The organism is Pseudomonas nitroreducens (assembly GCF_010994165.1).
In the GTDB taxonomy this organism is placed as follows: Bacteria; Pseudomonadota; Gammaproteobacteria; order Pseudomonadales; family Pseudomonadaceae; genus Pseudomonas; species Pseudomonas nitroreducens.
The window spans coordinates 57,371-72,427 of the sequence record NZ_WMBX01000003.1; the positions used below are offsets into that span (position 1 = coordinate 57,371).

The window sequence follows — 15,057 nt, forward strand, 5'->3', positions numbered from 1 at the left end:
CCATTGGCTCCGTGGATGCTCGTGCGCAGGTCCTGGCCGCTGCTGCCGGTTATTTCTTCTATGGGTATTGGTTTAGCCAAAGGCGCGCCTGATACCCCACAGGCGCCCTAGCAAGCAGGGTCGCCAACCAGACAGTTTCCCAAAACCCCGGTCGGCAACCCGACCGGGGTTTTTGTTTTTCAAAGCCCACAAGGCCCAACGCATTGAAACGAGCGAAAACGCTCAGACAGAGGATCGAGACATGACCGCCTACACCACCGACTACCGCTATTACCGCAACTCCGACTGGCGATTTAGCAGCGCGCTGCGTGCCACCCAACGAGCCTTGCCACGAACACTTAGATAGAGCGCCGAGCGCGGAACGACCACCGCGCCGGCCAAGGATGCCAGTCAGATGAACGCTTCCACTTCCACCCTGATCCGCCAAGCACACGCAGCCACCGCCGAAGTCCTCGACCTGCCGCTGCCCTCCGCTCGCCGCCGCGAACAGCCGCTGCCGAGCCCCGCCGAACTGCGCCAGCACCTGCCGCTGTCCGCCGCCATGGCCCACCGTGTCCGCGAAGGCCGCGAGGCGATCCGCGCCGTACTCGATGGCCGCGACCCGCGCCTGCTGGTGGTGATCGGCCCCTGCTCGCTGCATGACCCCGTTTCCGCCCTCGAATACGCCGACCGCCTCGCCGAACTCGCCCCGCAAGTGAGCGACCAGTTGCTGCTGGTGATGCGCGCCTACGTCGAGAAACCGCGTACGACCATCGGCTGGAAAGGCCTGGTCTACGACCCGCAGCTGGACGGCAGCGGCGACATGGCCGGCGGCCTGGAGCTGTCGCGCCGGCTGATGCTGGGCATGCTCGAACGCGGCCTGCCGGTCGCCACCGAACTGCTGCAACCGCTGGTGGCCGGCTACTTCGACGACCTGCTGGGCTGGGCCGCCATCGGCGCGCGCACCAGCGAATCCCAGGTGCACCGCGAGATGGTCAGTGGTCTCGATCTGCCGGTGGGCTTCAAGAACGGCACCGACGGCAGCATCGGCATCGCCACCGATGCCATGCGTTCGGCCGCGCACCCGCACCAGCACTTCGGCATCGATGCGCTGGGCCGGCCTTCGCTGGTACAGACCCAGGGCAACCCGGACACCCATCTGGTGCTGCGCGGCGGCCACGCCGGGCCGAACTTCGATGTGGCCAGCGTGCAGCAGATTCGCCAGGGGCTGGAAAAGCTCGGCCTCGATCCGAGCATCATGGTCGATTGCAGCCACGCCAACAGCGGCAAGGACCCGCTGCGCCAGCCGGCGGTGCTGGACAGCGTACTTGACCAGCGCCTGGCCGGCGACGGCTCGCTGCGTGGTGTGATGCTGGAGAGTCACCTGTTCGACGGCTGCCAGCCGCTGTCCGGCGAGCTGCGCTACGGCGTATCGATCACTGATGGCTGCCTGGGCTGGAGCGGTACCGAGGCGTTGTTGCTGAACGCGGCGCAGCGCCTGCGTCGCGGTTGAGGCTTTCCTGCAGGAGCGAGCTTGCTCGCGAACGAGTTTCCCGGCCGCTTCGAAGCTGGGCGGGTTCGCGAGCAAGCTCGCTCCTACAGGTCAATGCGCCACTCCGCACTTGTGTAGGAGGGGACTTCGTCCGCGATGGTATCCGGCGCGCGGCAATCCTATCGCGGACGGAGTCCGCCCCTACGCCAGCTGGGAATCCCTCACTGCTCTTCACTATCCACCAGCAGATTCTCCAGCGTCTCGCGGTACTCCCCCGGCTCTTCCCACAACCCGCGCTGCTGTGCCTCCACCAGGCGTTCGGCGATGTCGCGCAGGGCTTCGGGGTTGTGCTGGCGGATGAACTCGCGGGTGTCGTCGTCCAGCAGGTAGGCGTCGGCCAGCAGGCGGTACTGGTGGTCGTCGACCAGTTCGCTGGTGGCGTCGAAGGCGAACAGGTAGTCCACCGTCGCGGCCAGTTCGAAGGCGCCCTTGTAGCCGTGGCGCTTCATCCCGGCGATCCATTTCGGGTTCACCGCACGGGAACGCACCACGCGGCCGAGTTCTTCCTTGAGGGTACGGATGCGCGGGTTGTCCGGCTGGCTGTGGTCGCCGTGGTAGCTGGAAAGTGATTGCCCCTGGATGACCTCGGCGGCGGCGAGCATGCCGCCCTGGAACTGGTAGTAATCGTTGGAATCGAGGATGTCGTGCTCGCGGTTGTCCTGGTTGTGCAGCACCGCCTGCAGGCCGGACAGGCGCTGGGCGAAGCGCTCGCGCGCCGGGGTGCCGTCGTCGCCGGCTCCGTAGGCGTAGCCGCCCCAGTTCAGGTAGGCCTCGGCGAGGTCGGCGCGGCTGTCCCACTGGCGCGACTCGATCACGCCCTGCACGCCGGCACCGTACGCGCCGGGTTGCGCACCGAAGATGCGCCAGCCGGCCTGGCGGCGGGCCTCGTCGCTTTCCAGGCCTTCGCTCAGCAGGCGTGCCTGATCGGCACGCACCCGGGCGGCCAGCGGGTTCAGGTCGTCCGGCTCGTCCAGCGCGGCGACGGCCTGCACGGCGGCGTCGAACAGGCGGATCAGGTTGGCGAAGGCATCGCGGAAGAAGCCGGATACCCGCAGCGTCACGTCCACCCGTGGGCGGTTGAGCAGGCTGATCGGCAGGATCTCGAAATCCTCCACGCGCTGGCTGCCGGCCTGCCACACCGGGCGCACGCCGAGCAGCGCGAGCGCCTGGGCGATATCGTCGCCGCCGGTGCGCATGGTCGCCGTGCCCCACACCGACAGGCCGAGCTGGCGCAGGTGGTCGCCGTGGTCCTGCAGGTGGCGTTCGAGCAGGCGGCTGGCCGACTGGAAGCCGAGGCGGAAGGCGGTGGACGTGGGCAGGTTGCGCACGTCCACGGTGAAGAAGTTGCGCCCGGTGGGCAGCACGTCGACCCGCCCACGGCTGGGCGCGCCGCTGGGGCCGGGCGGGACGAAGCGGCCGGCGAGGCCGGCGAGCAGGTGGCCGATCTCGCTGGCGCCGCAGGCGTCGAGGGTTGGCGCGATCTGCTGGTGCAGTTGCGCGAGGACCGCCGTGCTCGAGCTTCCGGGAGCGCTGGCGGAACCATCGATCAGGCGCAGGGCGAACAGCTCCAGGCGCTCGCGGGTGTCGCCGTTGCTGCGCCAGGGTTCGTCGCTGACGGCGGTCAGCACATCAGGGCGCGGACCTTCCCACGGCTCGGCGAAAGCTTCGTCCAGCGGATCGCGGCCAAGCTTCAGGTCTTCGCTCAGCGCCCGCAGCAGGCTGGCGTTGCCGCCGCGTCCGTCGCCCCGTGGAATGCGCACCAGCGACAGCAGTGTGTCACGGCGCAGTTCGCCCACCGGCGATTCGCCGAACACATGCAGGCCATCGCGAATCTGTGATTCCTTGAGGTCGCACAGGTAGGCGTCCAACTGCGGCAACCAGCTTTCCGGGTCGTCGCTCAACTGCAAGCCCAGCTCGCGGTCCAGCGCGGTGTCGCGTACCAGCGTGAGGATGTCGCCGCGCAGTTCGTTGGCGCGGCGCGGGTCGAGCAGGGAGGCGTCGTGGTACTCGTCGGCCAGGCGTTCGAGGTCGCGCAGGGGGCCGTAGTTTTCCGCGCGGGTCAGCGGCGGCATCAGGTGGTCGATGATCACCGCCTGGGCGCGGCGCTTGGCCTGCGCGCCTTCGCCGGGGTCGTTGACGATGAACGGGTAGAGGTTGGGCAGCGGGCCGAGGATCGCGTCCGGCCAGCACTCCTCCGAGAGCCCGACGCCCTTGCCGGGCAGCCATTCGAGGTTGCCGTGCTTGCCGACGTGGACCAGCGCGTCGGCGCCGAACACGTCGCGCAGCCAGAAGTAGAAGGCGAGGTAGCCGTGGGGCGGCACCAGTGACGGATCGTGGTAGATCGCTGCTGCGTCGAGCTGGTAGCCGCGCGCCGGCTGGATGCCGACGAAGCCCAGGCCCAAGCGCAGGCCGGCGACCATCATCCGGCCGCTGCGGAACATCGGGTCCTGCTGCGGCTCGCCCCAGCGCTCGCGCACGGCTTGCTGGTTGGCCTCGGGCAGGCGCGCGAAGCAGGCGAGGTAGTCGTCCAGTGCCAGGCTCTGCGCGCAGGGACGCAGGTCGAGGCTGTCCAGGTCGTTGCTGACGCCGCCGAGCAGTTGCTGGATCAGCGCCGTGCCGGAATCGGGCAGGCCGGCGATCGGATAACCCTGGCCCTCCAGCGCACGCAGAATGTTCAGAGCGGCGGCGGGCGTGTCGAGGCCCACGCCATTGCCGATGCGCCCGTCGCGGGTTGGATAGTTGGCCAGGACAAGCGCCACGCGCTTGTCAGCGTTTGCCTTGCGCGCCAGAAGCATCCAGCGCCGCGCCAGTTCGGCGACGAAATCCATGCCCGGCCGGTGCGGCAGGTAGCAGACCACGTCGCTCTGGCTGCGCTCGCTGCGCCAGGCCAGGCCCTTGAAGCTGATCGGCCGGGTGATGAGGCGGCCATCCAGCTCCGGCAGCGCGATGTGCATGGCCAGGTCGCGCGGGCCTAGACCCTGCGGGTTGGCGCGCCAGAGGTCGAGGTTGTCCAGTGAGCAGATGGCTTGCAGCACCGGCACGTCGCGGCGGAACGGTCGGTCCTGCGGCGCTTCCGGGTTCGACTGGGCGAAGCCCGTGGTATTGATGATCAGTTCGGCGTCGGCGCTATCGAGCAGGTTTTCCACCGCTTCCAGGCACGCAGCTTCCTTGAGGCTGGCGACGGCGATGGGTAGCGGATTGATGCCGTGGGCCTGCAGGTGCTCGCAGAAGGTATCGATGAAGCCGGTATTCGCCGCCTGCAGGTGCGTGCGATAGATCAGCAAGGCGGCCACCGGGCACTCCGGGTGCCAGTCGGCCTGCCAGCGGGCGAGGTCGCAACTGCCGGTCTGCGGGTGATACAGCGCGACGCGCGGCAGCGTCTGCGGCTCGCTCCACGGGTAGTCGCGTTGCAGATGGCGCGTGGCGAGGCAGGCGAAGAACTGCCGGGCATTGTCCAGGCCGCCCTGGCGCAGGTACTGCCAGAGGCGCTCGGCGTCCTGCGGCGCAACGCTGCAGAGCGCGGCCAATTCGGGGTCGGGCTTGTCGTCGCCGGGTACCGCGATCAGCGTGACGCCGCGTTCGGCCAATGCCGCCAGTTGCTCCATGCCGTAGCGCCAGTAGCCGACGCCGCCGTGTACCGAGATCAGGATGACCTTGGCGTGCTGCAGCACCACGTCGACGTAGAGGTCCACCGAGGCGTGGTTCTGCAGTTGCATGGGGTTGGCCAGGCGCAGGCTCGGGTAATCCTCCGGCAGCTCGCGGGCGGCCTCGGCGAGCAGCGCCAGGTGCGAATCGCCGCTGCAGAGAATCACCAGCTCGGCGGGCGTCTGGGCCAGGTCGGCGATGCCGTCGTCGGGGACGAAGCCGCCGGGTTGGGTGCGCAGCAGGTGCATGGGCTTGCTCGATAGATTGCTTTTGTAGGACCGAGGGGGACGCCTAGTCCTTGCTCGCGAACCATGCCCCGCTGCGGAGGTTTGTTCGCGAGCAAGCTCGCTTCTACATGATCAAGAGAGGGCGGTGCGCAGCTCGTTGGCGATAGTGGCCTGGTCCAGCTCCTGGCCGATCACCACCAGGCGCGTGCTACGGGTTTCATCGCTGCGCCAGGCGCGGTCGAAGTGCTTGTCGAAGCGCTTGCCGACGCCTTGCACCAGCAGGCGCATGGGCTTGCCGGGGATGGCGACGAAGCCCTTGATGCGCAGCACGGCGTGACGTTCGACCAGTGCGTTCAGTGCATCGAGCAGGGCGCGCTCTTCCACTTCCGGCAGATCGACGTGGAAGGAGTCGAACTCGTCGTGGTCATGATCTTCATGGCCCTCGTGGTCATGATGCGTCGGGCGGCTGTCGATGTGCAGCTCGGCCTCGGCGTTCAGCCCCAGCAGCACGGAGAGCGGCAACTGGCCGGAGTTGGCTTCGACGATCTTCACCGCCGGCGGCAGTTCCTCGGCGACTTCGGCGCGTACGCGGGCGAGCGCTTCGGCGTCCAGCAGGTCGGCCTTGTTCAGCACCACCAGGTCGGCGCTGGCCAGCTGGTCTTCGAAGAGTTCATGCAGCGGCGATTCGTGGTCCAGGTTCGGGTCCTGCTGGCGCTGCTCGTCGACCTGCTCGGGATGGGCGGCGAAGGTGCCGGCGGCCACGGCCGGGCTGTCGACCACGGTGATCACCGCGTCAACGGTGCAGGCGTTGCGGATTTCCGGCCACTGGAAGGCCTGCACCAGCGGCTTGGGCAGGGCCAGGCCGGAGGTCTCGATGAGGATCTGGTCGAGGTCGCTACGGCGCGCCACCAGCTCGCGCATCACCGGGAAGAATTCTTCCTGCACGGTGCAGCACAGGCAGCCGTTGGCCAGCTCGAAGACGCGGCCGACCGCTTCTTCTTCGCTGCAACCGATGGAGCACTGCTTGAGGATGTCGCCGTCGATGCCCAGCTCGCCGAACTCGTTGACGATCACCGCGATGCGGCGGCCTTCGGCGTTGTCCAGCATGTGGCGGAGCAGGGTGGTCTTCCCGGCGCCAAGGAAGCCGGTGACGATGGTGACGGGGAGTTTGGCCAGGGTTTTCATGCGCGCCTCGCAAGCGGAAGTTGAAGGCGGATGAAGGGCGCGCGCGCGGGTTCGCCGCGAAACGAAGGTCGCCACCGGATCACCCCGCCCGGTTGTCTGTTGATAACGAACCGGTTCCGGATCTCGCGAGCCAGGGCCAGGCAAGGCGGAGGATCGCCGGGGACGCGGAGTTGACTGTAGTCAATGAGCAGTCCACGGCGATCCTCCAACGCAGCATGGCCGACGCGCAGCAGATCGAAAACCTGTTACGAGGCAGGTCTCCTGGCTCACAGCCCTCTGGTATCTCTTCGCCTTCCCGCCCGAATCGGCAGTGGCGCGTGAAGAGACAGGCTGTTCACAGTTGCGGGGGCAGCCGTGGCGCATCCGAAGATTTCCACGTTCCCTCTTAGCTCCGGCCAGCGCCGGAGAACCTCGAAGGGAGGAAGGCTACGCAGCGACGGCGGGGCGGTCAATCGCCGGGGATCGGTTGACGCTTGCAGGGCTTCGTGGTCAGCTAGCGCGGTTTCAGGTGTCTCGCGCCACGCGCGCGAGGTGAAACGGGAAGCCGGTGCGTCCGCAAGGACCAGTCCGGCGCTGCCCCCGCAACGGTAAGCGATCGTAGGGTCATCAGTAGCCACTGTGCTCCGGCATGGGAAGGTTGACCCGCTTGGCCACTGGCTGACATCGCAAGCCCGGAGACCGGCCTGGAACTTTCGTTTTTTGGCAAACCCGCGGTGGGCGGGCGCAGGCCGTGGCGCGACCGTTCCGGCGCGTTCGAATGCGTTCAACCTCTGCGTTCTCTTACTTTGATCTTCAGAGGGAACGTTCATGTCCAGCAGCACCCTGACGCACGCGTCGAGCACTTCCATCCCCCTTTCCAAGCGCATCAGCCTGGCCGTTGGCGCCAGCCTGCTCGGTGCGCTGCTGGTGTACTTCGCTGGCTTCTCGCACATCGATGCGGTGCACAACGCCGCCCACGATACTCGTCACAGTGCGGGCTTCCCCTGCCATTAATGCCTGCCGTCGCGCCTGGCGCGACGGATTCGAGGCGCTCCAGCACGCTCGCTCACAGTGTTCGAGGCCTCGTCTCGCCTGGAGAATTGCAATGATCAAACGTATCGCCCAGACCGCCGGTTTCGCCGGTCTGATCGCGGCGCTGGTACTCACCGTGGCCCAGCTGCTTTGGGTGTCCCCGCTGATCCTCAAGGCGGAAACCTACGAGAAAGCCGAACCGGCTGCCGCGCTGGTCGAAGAAAACCACGAGCACGCCCATGAACACGCTGCTGGTGCAGTGGCTGCCCACGAGCACGACGCGCAAGCCTGGGAGCCGGAAGACGGCTGGCAGCGCATCCTCTCCACTACGGGCGGCAACCTGGTGGTCGCGGTGGGCTTCGCCCTTATGCTGGCTGGCCTGTTCACCTTGCGTGCGCCTGGCAAGACCTCCGAAGGCCTGCTCTGGGGCCTGGCCGGTTTCGCCGTGTTCACCCTGGCGCCGTCCCTTGGCCTGCCGCCGGAGGTGCCCGGCACCGCCGCCGCCGACCTGACCCTGCGCCAGACCTGGTGGATCGGCACCGCCGCGGCCTCCGCTGGCGGCCTTGCGCTGCTGGTGTTCGGCCGCAACTGGGCGCTGCGTGGCATCGGTATCGCCCTGCTGGTGGTGCCGCATGTGATCGGCGCGCCGCAGCCGGAAGTGCATTCCAGCCTCGCGCCGGAAAGCATCGCCCACGAGTTCATCGTCGCCTCGCTGATCACCAACGCGGTGTTCTGGGCGGCCCTGGGCCTTGGCGCCGCCTGGTTGTTCCGTCGCTTCGCACCGTCGGTCTGATCCAGGCGTTATGCTCGACCCCGCAGACGGCCTGGCCGTCTGCGGGGTTTTGTTTTGGGGAGATTGCTGATGACGCTGGTTGCCGGCCTCGGTTGCCGCCGCGGCTGCACGCTCGATGAACTGCGCGCCTTGCTGGCGCAGACGCTGGCCGAGGCCGGTCTCGATGAGTCGAACCTCACCGCGCTGGCCAGCGCCACGCTGAAGGCCGACGAGGAAGGACTGACAGCACTGGCCGCCGCCCTCGACCTGCCGCTGGCGCTGTTCACGCCGCAACAACTGACCGCGTGCGAACCGCGCCTGGACCGGACATGCGAAACGGTCCGCACGGCCATCGGCGCTGCCAGCGTGGCCGAAGCCGCGGCACTGCTGCAGGCCGAAGCCCAGGCCGGTGCGCCGGCGCGACTGCTGGTGGGCAAGCGCCGCAGCGACCAGGCCACCTGCGCGCTGGCCTTCATCCCCGTCGAATCCGAACAGGAGCAGCCATGACGGTCCATTTCATCGGCGCCGGCCCGGGCGACCCCGAACTCATCACGGTCAAGGGCCAGCGGTTGATCCGTTCCTGCCCGGTGATCCTCTACGCCGGCTCGCTGGTACCGCCAGCGGTTTTGGAAGGACACAGCGCCGAGCGCGTGGTGAATACCGCCGAGCTGAACCTGGACGAGATCGTTGCACTGCTGGCGCAGGCCCACGGCGAAGGCAAGGACGTTGCCCGCGTGCACTCCGGCGACCCTTCACTGTACGGCGCCATCGGCGAGCAGATTCGCCACCTGCGTGAACTGGGCATTCCCTACGAGATCGTTCCCGGCGTCACGGCCACTTCTGCCTGTGCGGCGATACTCGGCTGCGAGCTGACCCTGCCGGACATCTCGCAGACGCTGATCCTCACCCGTTACGCCCGCAAGACACGCATGCCCGAAGGCGAGTCCCTTGCCGAACTGGCGCAGCACCGCGCGACCCTGGCGATCCATCTCGGTGTGGGGCAGTTGCCGAACATCATCGCTGAGCTGCTGCCGCACTATGGCGCCGATTGCCCCATTGCGGTGATCCACCGCGCCAGCTGGCCGGACCAGGACCAGGTCACCGGTACGCTGGGCGATATTCTGGCAAAGGCCGCGGCAAAGGATTTCAAGCGCACGGCGCTGATCCTGGTGGGCAGGGTGCTGGGGGCGGAAGGCTTCGCTGACTCATCGCTCTATAGCGCAGGGCATGTGCACCTGTATCGCCCGTAGTCGCTCTTCGTCGGAGCGAGCTTGCTCGCGAACGGCCTGACGCTGGCTTCATCGCAAAGGTCTGTTGGTGAGCAGGAGCCAGGCGTCCCCTTCGTTCCTACAGGGGATCGTCCAGCAGCTCCAGTTCACTGCTGAACTGCTCATCGATCATCGCCTTCAGCTGCTCCGCTGCCAGCGGCTTGTGCAGCAGCGGCCAGCCATGGGCGGAAGCCTGGGCGAGCAGCTGTGGGTCGGTGTCGCCGGTGACCAGCACGGCGGCGATCCAGTCGTCTTCGTAGTGCCCGTGCAGGCGGGCGATGGCGTCGATGCCGGTCTGGTGGTCGCGCAGGCGGTAGTCACTGATGATCAGGTCCGGCTTCTGCGCGGCAGCGGTCGGGTCGGCCAGCAGGTCGGCGACGTCGGCGACGATGACATGCCGGTATTCCCAGCTCTGGAACAGCAGGCGCAGGCCTTCACGGTTCTCCGCATCGTCCTCGATCACGTAGATCAGCTTGTCGCTGCCCACCACCGTGCGCGGCGGCTGGATTTCCGCTTGGCGCGGCTGCACGGCGGTGGCGCGGGGCAGGCTGATCATGAAGGCGCTGCCGTGGCCTTCGCGCGAGTGCAGCGCCAGCGGATGGTCGAGCAACCTGGCGGTGCGCTGGACGATGGCCAGCCCCAGGCCAAGGCCTTTGCTGCGGTCACGCTCGGGGTTGTTGAGCTGGTGGAATTCCCAGAACACCTTCTGCTGCTCGCGCTCGGGAATACCCGGGCCGCTGTCCCAGACTTCCACGCGCACCTGGCGGCCACGGCGGCGCCAGCCGATCAGCACGCCGCCGTGGTCGGTGTAGCGGATGGCGTTTTCCACCAGGTTGCGCAGGATGCGTTCGAACAGCGCCGGGTCCGACTTCACGAACGGTGCGCCGGGGCGTACGCGCAGGTTCAGGCCCTTGTCCGCGGCTTGCACGCTGCATTCCTGCTGGATGCGTTCGAGCAGTTCGGCGAGGGAGAAAACCTGCAGGCTGGGCTGGACGATGCCGGCGTCCAGGCGCGAGATGTTCAGCAGCGCGTCGAACAGCGAGCCCTGCGCGGCGAGCGCGCGGGAAATGTGGTCGACGAGGTTTTCGCTGGCCTCGTTCAGCGGCTGTTTCTTCAGTGCGCCCAGGTACAGGCCCAGCGCGTAGGTCGGCTGGCGCAGGTCGTGGCTGGCGCTGGCGAGGAAGCGGGTCTTGGCCTGGTCGCTGCGTTCGGCGGCCTCTTTCTCGATGCTGAGCTTGCGCAGCAGCTCGCTGTTCTCGAAGCGCAGCAGCAGCGAGTCCACAAGGGTGGCGTGGAAGCGGTAGGCGAAGGCAAAGATGGTGACGGCGTAGACCAGCGCTGCCGCGCCGAGCGTCTTGCTCAGGGCGTCCGGCAGCAGCACCAGCAGGGCGGCGAAAGGCAGGGTGAAGGCCGGTACGATGAACAGGTAGAACAGCGGCAGGACGATGCTGTAGGCATTCATCACGCCGGTGCCCAGGCCCAGCAGGACGACCACCACGTACATCTGCATCGAGGGTGGCAGCATGGTCATCCAGTACGCGGCGGGCAGGCCCCAGAGCAGGCCCGAGAGGCCGGTGGTGATCATCACCTGGATCAGCCAGCTGCGCCGGGGGCCGGCGCCGCTGTCGCGCAGCTGGTCGTAGCGCCGCAGCAGCCACAGGCGGGCGCCGCCCAGCAGGGTTTGCGCGGCGAACCAGGCCAGCAGCGACTCCAGCGGCAGCGCGCCGTTGAGCACCCAGGTGGTGAGGCCGGCGACCAGGTAGGCGGCAATGATGGAGAAGGGCGAGTTGCGCCGCAGCACGTCGAACTGTTCGGCGCGGACCCGTTCGGCATAGGGGGAATGGCTGAGGTCGCGCTGCCAGAGATTCATTGGGCCGTCCGTGGAGGGTCAGTGGGCGCTGTCTGTATAGCAACGTCCGCCGGGCAATCCCAGAAGTTTCAGGCCAGCCAGCGTTCTCCGCGTGGCAGCATTCCGCGCTGCAGGTACCAACGCACCCCGAGGTGCACGCCGAACGCGGCGCCCACCGTGAGCAAGATCATCAGGCCTTCCGCGTCCATGGCAGCGTCCCTTGTCCGGGTTTCCTGCCTGACAGGGTATTCCTGCGACAACTTGCCGCACAGATACAGATCGTTTCCGAATGTGCGGATCAGTCCTGCAGTCCGAACCGTCAGCCCTGCAGCGAGTGGATGATCCGTCCCAGGGTCTCCATCGCCTGTTCGCTGGTGGCGGTCCATGGATGCCCGTAGTTCAGGCGCAGGCAGTGGCCGAAGCGCCGCGTCGCCGAGAAGATCGGCCCGGGTGCGAGGCTGATGCCCTGGGCGTGGGCGAGCTGGAACAGCTTGAGCGCGTCGATCTGCTCGGGCAGTTCCAGCCAGAGGAAGTAGCCGCCGCTGGGGCGGGTGACGCGGGTGGCGGCGGGGAAGTGCCGGGCCACGGCGGCGAGCATCGCGTGCTGCTGGCTTTCCAGCGCGTGGCGGAGCTTGCGCAGGTGGCGGTCGTAGCCGCCGTGTTGCAGGTAGTCGGCGATGGCAGCCTGCGCTGGCACGGAGGCCGACAGGCTGGTCATCAGCTTGAGCCGCTCGATCTGCTCGGCGTAGCGCCCGCCGGCCACCCAGCCCACGCGGTAACCGGGCGCCAGGCTCTTGGAAAAGGAGCTGCAATGCATGAACAGGCCCTCGGTGTCGAAGGCCTTCACCGGCTTGGGCGCCTGGGCGGCGAAGTACAACTCGGCGTAGACGTCGTCCTCGATCAGCGGCACCTGGTGCCAGGTCAGCAGGGCGGCGAGGGCGCGTTTCTTCTCCTCGCTCATGCTGGCGCCCAGCGGGTTCTGGAAGTTGCTCATGAACCAGCAGGCCTTGATAGGTAGGCGCGCCAGGCTGTCGGCGAGCACGTCGAGGTCGATGCCTTCGCGCGGGTGCACGGGGATCTCAACCGCTTTCAGTTTCAGCCGTTCCAGCACCTGCAGGCTGGCGTAGAAGGCCGGGGCTTCGATGGCCACGAGGTCGCCGGGTTGGGTCACCACCTGCAGGCACAGGTTGAGCGCTTCCAGCGCGCCGTTGGTGACCACCAGTTCCTCCACCGGCAGCGGCATGCCGCCGACCATGTAGCGCAGGGCGATCTGCCGGCGCAGGGCGTGGCTGCCGGGGGCGAGGTCAGCCACCACCGAACGCGGGTCCATGTCGCGCACAGCGTGTGCCATGGAGCGCGCCAGGCGCGGCAGGGGGAACAACTCCGGCGCCGGGAAGGCCGAGCCGAACGGCACGGTGTCCGGGTCCTTGATCGAGCTGAGCACCGAGAACACCAGTTCGCTGACGTCCACCTCGGTGGTCTGGGCGTCGTGGCGGGCGATTTCCGGCTCGGCCAGGGCGCGCTGCACGTGCTCGCGGACGAAGTAGCCGGAGCGCGCGCGGGCGACGATCAGGCCTCGGTCCTCCAGCAGGTAATACGCCTGGAACACCGTCGAAGCGCTGACCCCGTAGGTGCGGCTGGCGTGCCGCACCGAGGGGACTTTCTGGCCGGGGGCGAGTACGCCGCTGCGGATCAGGCCGGCGATCTCGTCGGCGAATTTCTCGTAGCGCTTCATCTTGTCCTGCGGGGCGCCCTGGGCGGTGGTGGAATCCGCCCACTCTAGGCGTTGCGCCGAGGTCACGCCAAGCTCCCGTGCCATGCTCAGCGCCTCGGCGAGACGAAGGTACTGGCGGCGTCGATGGCTTCATGGCCGTCGCTGATCCTGAAGTGCAGCGGCAGCGAACCACCGGCGCTGCTCTGCGCTTCGCTGGCGACCGAGACGGCGAAGTCGCGGATCTCGCCCGGCTGCAGCATCAGTTCCGGCACGCCTTGCAGGCGGTAGCCGGCTCCATCGGCGAGGCTCAGCTGGTAGTGCTGCGGTTGCTGGGTCTTGTTGATCAGCTTGAGGTTGTAGATGTTCTCGATCTCGCCGGCGGCGTTCTCGCGGAACAGGCCACGGTCGCGGGCGACGTCGAGGTTGATCAGCGGCCGGGCTTCCAGCGCCCAGATGAACGCGCCGATCATCACCAGCAGCACCGCCGCGTAGCCGATCAGGCGCGGGCGCAGCAGGTGGGTCTTGCCGCCTTCGAGCGCACGCTCGGAGGTGTAGCGCACCAGGCCGCGGTCATAGCCCATCTTGTCCATCACCGAGTCGCAGGCGTCGATGCAGGCGGCGCAGCCGATGCAGGCTATCTGCAGGCCGTCGCGGATGTCGATGCCAGTGGGGCAGACCTGCACGCACTGGTGGCAGTCGATGCAGTCACCCAGGCCGAGGGCCTTGGGATCGGCGTCCTTCTTCCGTGCGCCACGGGACTCGCCGCGCGCCGCGTCGTAGGAAATGATCAGGGTGTCCTTGTCGAACATCACGCTCTGGAAGCGCGAGTACGGGCACATGTGGATGCACACCTGTTCGCGCAGCCAGCCGGCATTGGCGTAGGTGGCGGCGGCGAAGAAGGCCACCCAGAAGGTGCTTTCCAGGTCGAGTCGGAAGGTGAGCAGGTCCATCACCAGCGGGCGCACCGGCGTGAAGTAGCCGATGAAGGTGACCGCCGTGGCCAGGCTGATCAGCAGCCACAGGCCGTGCTTGGCGCTTTTGCGCAGGACTTTCTCCGTGCTGACCGGGCCCGCGTCCCGCTTCATGCGCTGGTTGCGGTCGCCCTCGGTGACCTGCTCGGCCCACATGAAGATCCAGGTCCACACGCTCTGTGGACAGGTGTAGCCGCACCAGACGCGGCCGGCGAATACGGTGATGAAGAACAGGCCGAAGGCGGCGATGATCAGGATTGCCGAGAGCAGGATGAAATCCTGCGGCCAGAAGGTCGCGCCGAAGATGTAGAACTTGCGCTCGGGCAGATCCCAGAGCACCGCCTGGCGGCCGTTCCACTGCAGCCACAGGGTGCCGAAGAAAAGCAGGAACAACAGCGCACCGCCTAGGCGGCGGAGATCGCGGAAACGTCCGGCGAAGCGCTTGGTGTAGACCGTCGGGGTGACCGCCGACAGTGGTTTCGGCGGCGGGGTGAAGCGTTGCGGTGCGTCGATCTCGATGACCTTCGCGGGGATTCTTTCGCTCATTATCGTGGCCCATCAGGCAGAAGAGGCGCCGCGACTGTACGAATCGGTCTGCACCCGAAACAGATTCAGGTTCGCCGGAAAAAACCATATCAGATGGTGAAATTCGCTCCGCACCGCGCCGTTGCAGGGTTGGTGCCACGCGCCATGAGACGGCTGATCGGGCCTGTTGCGGCAACCGGTCGCAGGCCCGCCGGGGGAGGCCTCTCCCGCATCTGATCCGGTTTTTCCCGTGTTATCTGCCGCTGTTTTGCACAACAGCCGCCGGCCATAGTTCGGTCAACCGCAATGTGGCGCGCCCGACGACAGAAGCAGGCTGCCACGCAACGATCCGAAGGTGG

Annotated in this window: 10 protein-coding genes and 2 riboswitches; of the genes, 5 read left to right on the forward strand and 5 right to left on the reverse strand. The window is 67.4% G+C overall.

Annotation, left to right across the window (positions count from 1 at the left end):
• Window positions 1-394: 394 nt before the first annotated feature.
• Window positions 395-1,492, forward strand: coding sequence for a 3-deoxy-7-phosphoheptulonate synthase (locus tag GJV37_RS13640; protein WP_193452642.1), 1,098 nt, complete (start codon window positions 395-397; stop codon window positions 1,490-1,492).
• Between the two features lie 200 nt (window positions 1,493-1,692).
• Here the strand turns inward: GJV37_RS13640 and cobN are convergent, their stop codons facing one another.
• Window positions 1,693-5,424, reverse strand: a complete 3,732-nt coding sequence (cobN, locus tag GJV37_RS13645; protein WP_193452643.1) for a cobaltochelatase subunit CobN — start codon at window positions 5,422-5,424, stop codon at window positions 1,693-1,695.
• Window positions 5,425-5,535: 111 nt separating this feature from the next.
• On the reverse strand, window positions 5,536-6,588 hold the full coding sequence (gene cobW / locus GJV37_RS13650) for a cobalamin biosynthesis protein CobW (RefSeq protein ID WP_170859979.1): 1,053 nt from the start codon (window positions 6,586-6,588) through the stop codon (window positions 5,536-5,538).
• Between the two features lie 234 nt (window positions 6,589-6,822).
• Window positions 6,823-7,017: riboswitch (cobalamin riboswitch) on the reverse strand.
• Window positions 7,018-7,077: 60 nt separating this feature from the next.
• Window positions 7,078-7,289, forward strand: a riboswitch (cobalamin riboswitch).
• 106 nt (window positions 7,290-7,395) lie between these two features.
• On the opposite strand from cobW, the gene GJV37_RS13655 reads away from it, so the two are divergent.
• The 4 genes from GJV37_RS13655 to cobM all read left to right on the forward strand — a co-directional run bounded on the left by GJV37_RS13655 (window position 7,396) and on the right by cobM (window position 9,621).
• A complete protein-coding gene (locus GJV37_RS13655) occupies window positions 7,396-7,581 on the forward strand; it encodes a CbtB domain-containing protein (RefSeq protein ID WP_024764032.1) in 186 nt (61 codons plus the stop codon).
• Between the two features lie 91 nt (window positions 7,582-7,672).
• Window positions 7,673-8,392 carry a CbtA family protein gene (locus GJV37_RS13660; RefSeq protein WP_084357992.1) on the forward strand — a complete coding sequence of 240 codons (720 nt, stop codon included), beginning with the start codon at window positions 7,673-7,675 and terminating at the stop codon, window positions 8,390-8,392.
• A 69-nt stretch (window positions 8,393-8,461) separates the two neighbouring features.
• Window positions 8,462-8,878, forward strand: coding sequence for a cobalamin biosynthesis protein (locus GJV37_RS13665; protein WP_037017174.1), 417 nt, complete (start codon window positions 8,462-8,464; stop codon window positions 8,876-8,878).
• On the forward strand, window positions 8,875-9,621 hold the full coding sequence (gene cobM, locus GJV37_RS13670; protein ID WP_170859980.1) for a precorrin-4 C(11)-methyltransferase: 747 nt from the start codon (window positions 8,875-8,877) through the stop codon (window positions 9,619-9,621). Before GJV37_RS13665 ends, cobM begins: the two co-directional genes overlap by 4 nt.
• A 97-nt stretch (window positions 9,622-9,718) precedes the next feature.
• Here the strand turns inward: cobM and GJV37_RS13675 are convergent, their stop codons facing one another.
• The 3 genes from GJV37_RS13675 to ccoG all read right to left on the reverse strand — a co-directional run bounded on the left by GJV37_RS13675 (window position 9,719) and on the right by ccoG (window position 14,719).
• Window positions 9,719-11,509, reverse strand: coding sequence for an ATP-binding response regulator (locus GJV37_RS13675; protein WP_170859981.1), 1,791 nt, complete (start codon window positions 11,507-11,509; stop codon window positions 9,719-9,721).
• 298 nt (window positions 11,510-11,807) lie between these two features.
• Window positions 11,808-13,223 (reverse strand): GntR family transcriptional regulator MpaR, encoded by a 1,416-nt coding sequence (gene mapR, locus GJV37_RS13680; protein WP_169888763.1) that lies wholly within the window; start codon window positions 13,221-13,223, stop codon window positions 11,808-11,810.
• An 86-nt stretch (window positions 13,224-13,309) separates the two neighbouring features.
• Entirely contained in the window at window positions 13,310-14,719 is a 1,410-nt protein-coding gene (gene ccoG, locus GJV37_RS13685) for a cytochrome c oxidase accessory protein CcoG (RefSeq protein ID WP_024764027.1), read from the reverse strand.
• Window positions 14,720-15,057 lie beyond the last annotated feature (338 nt).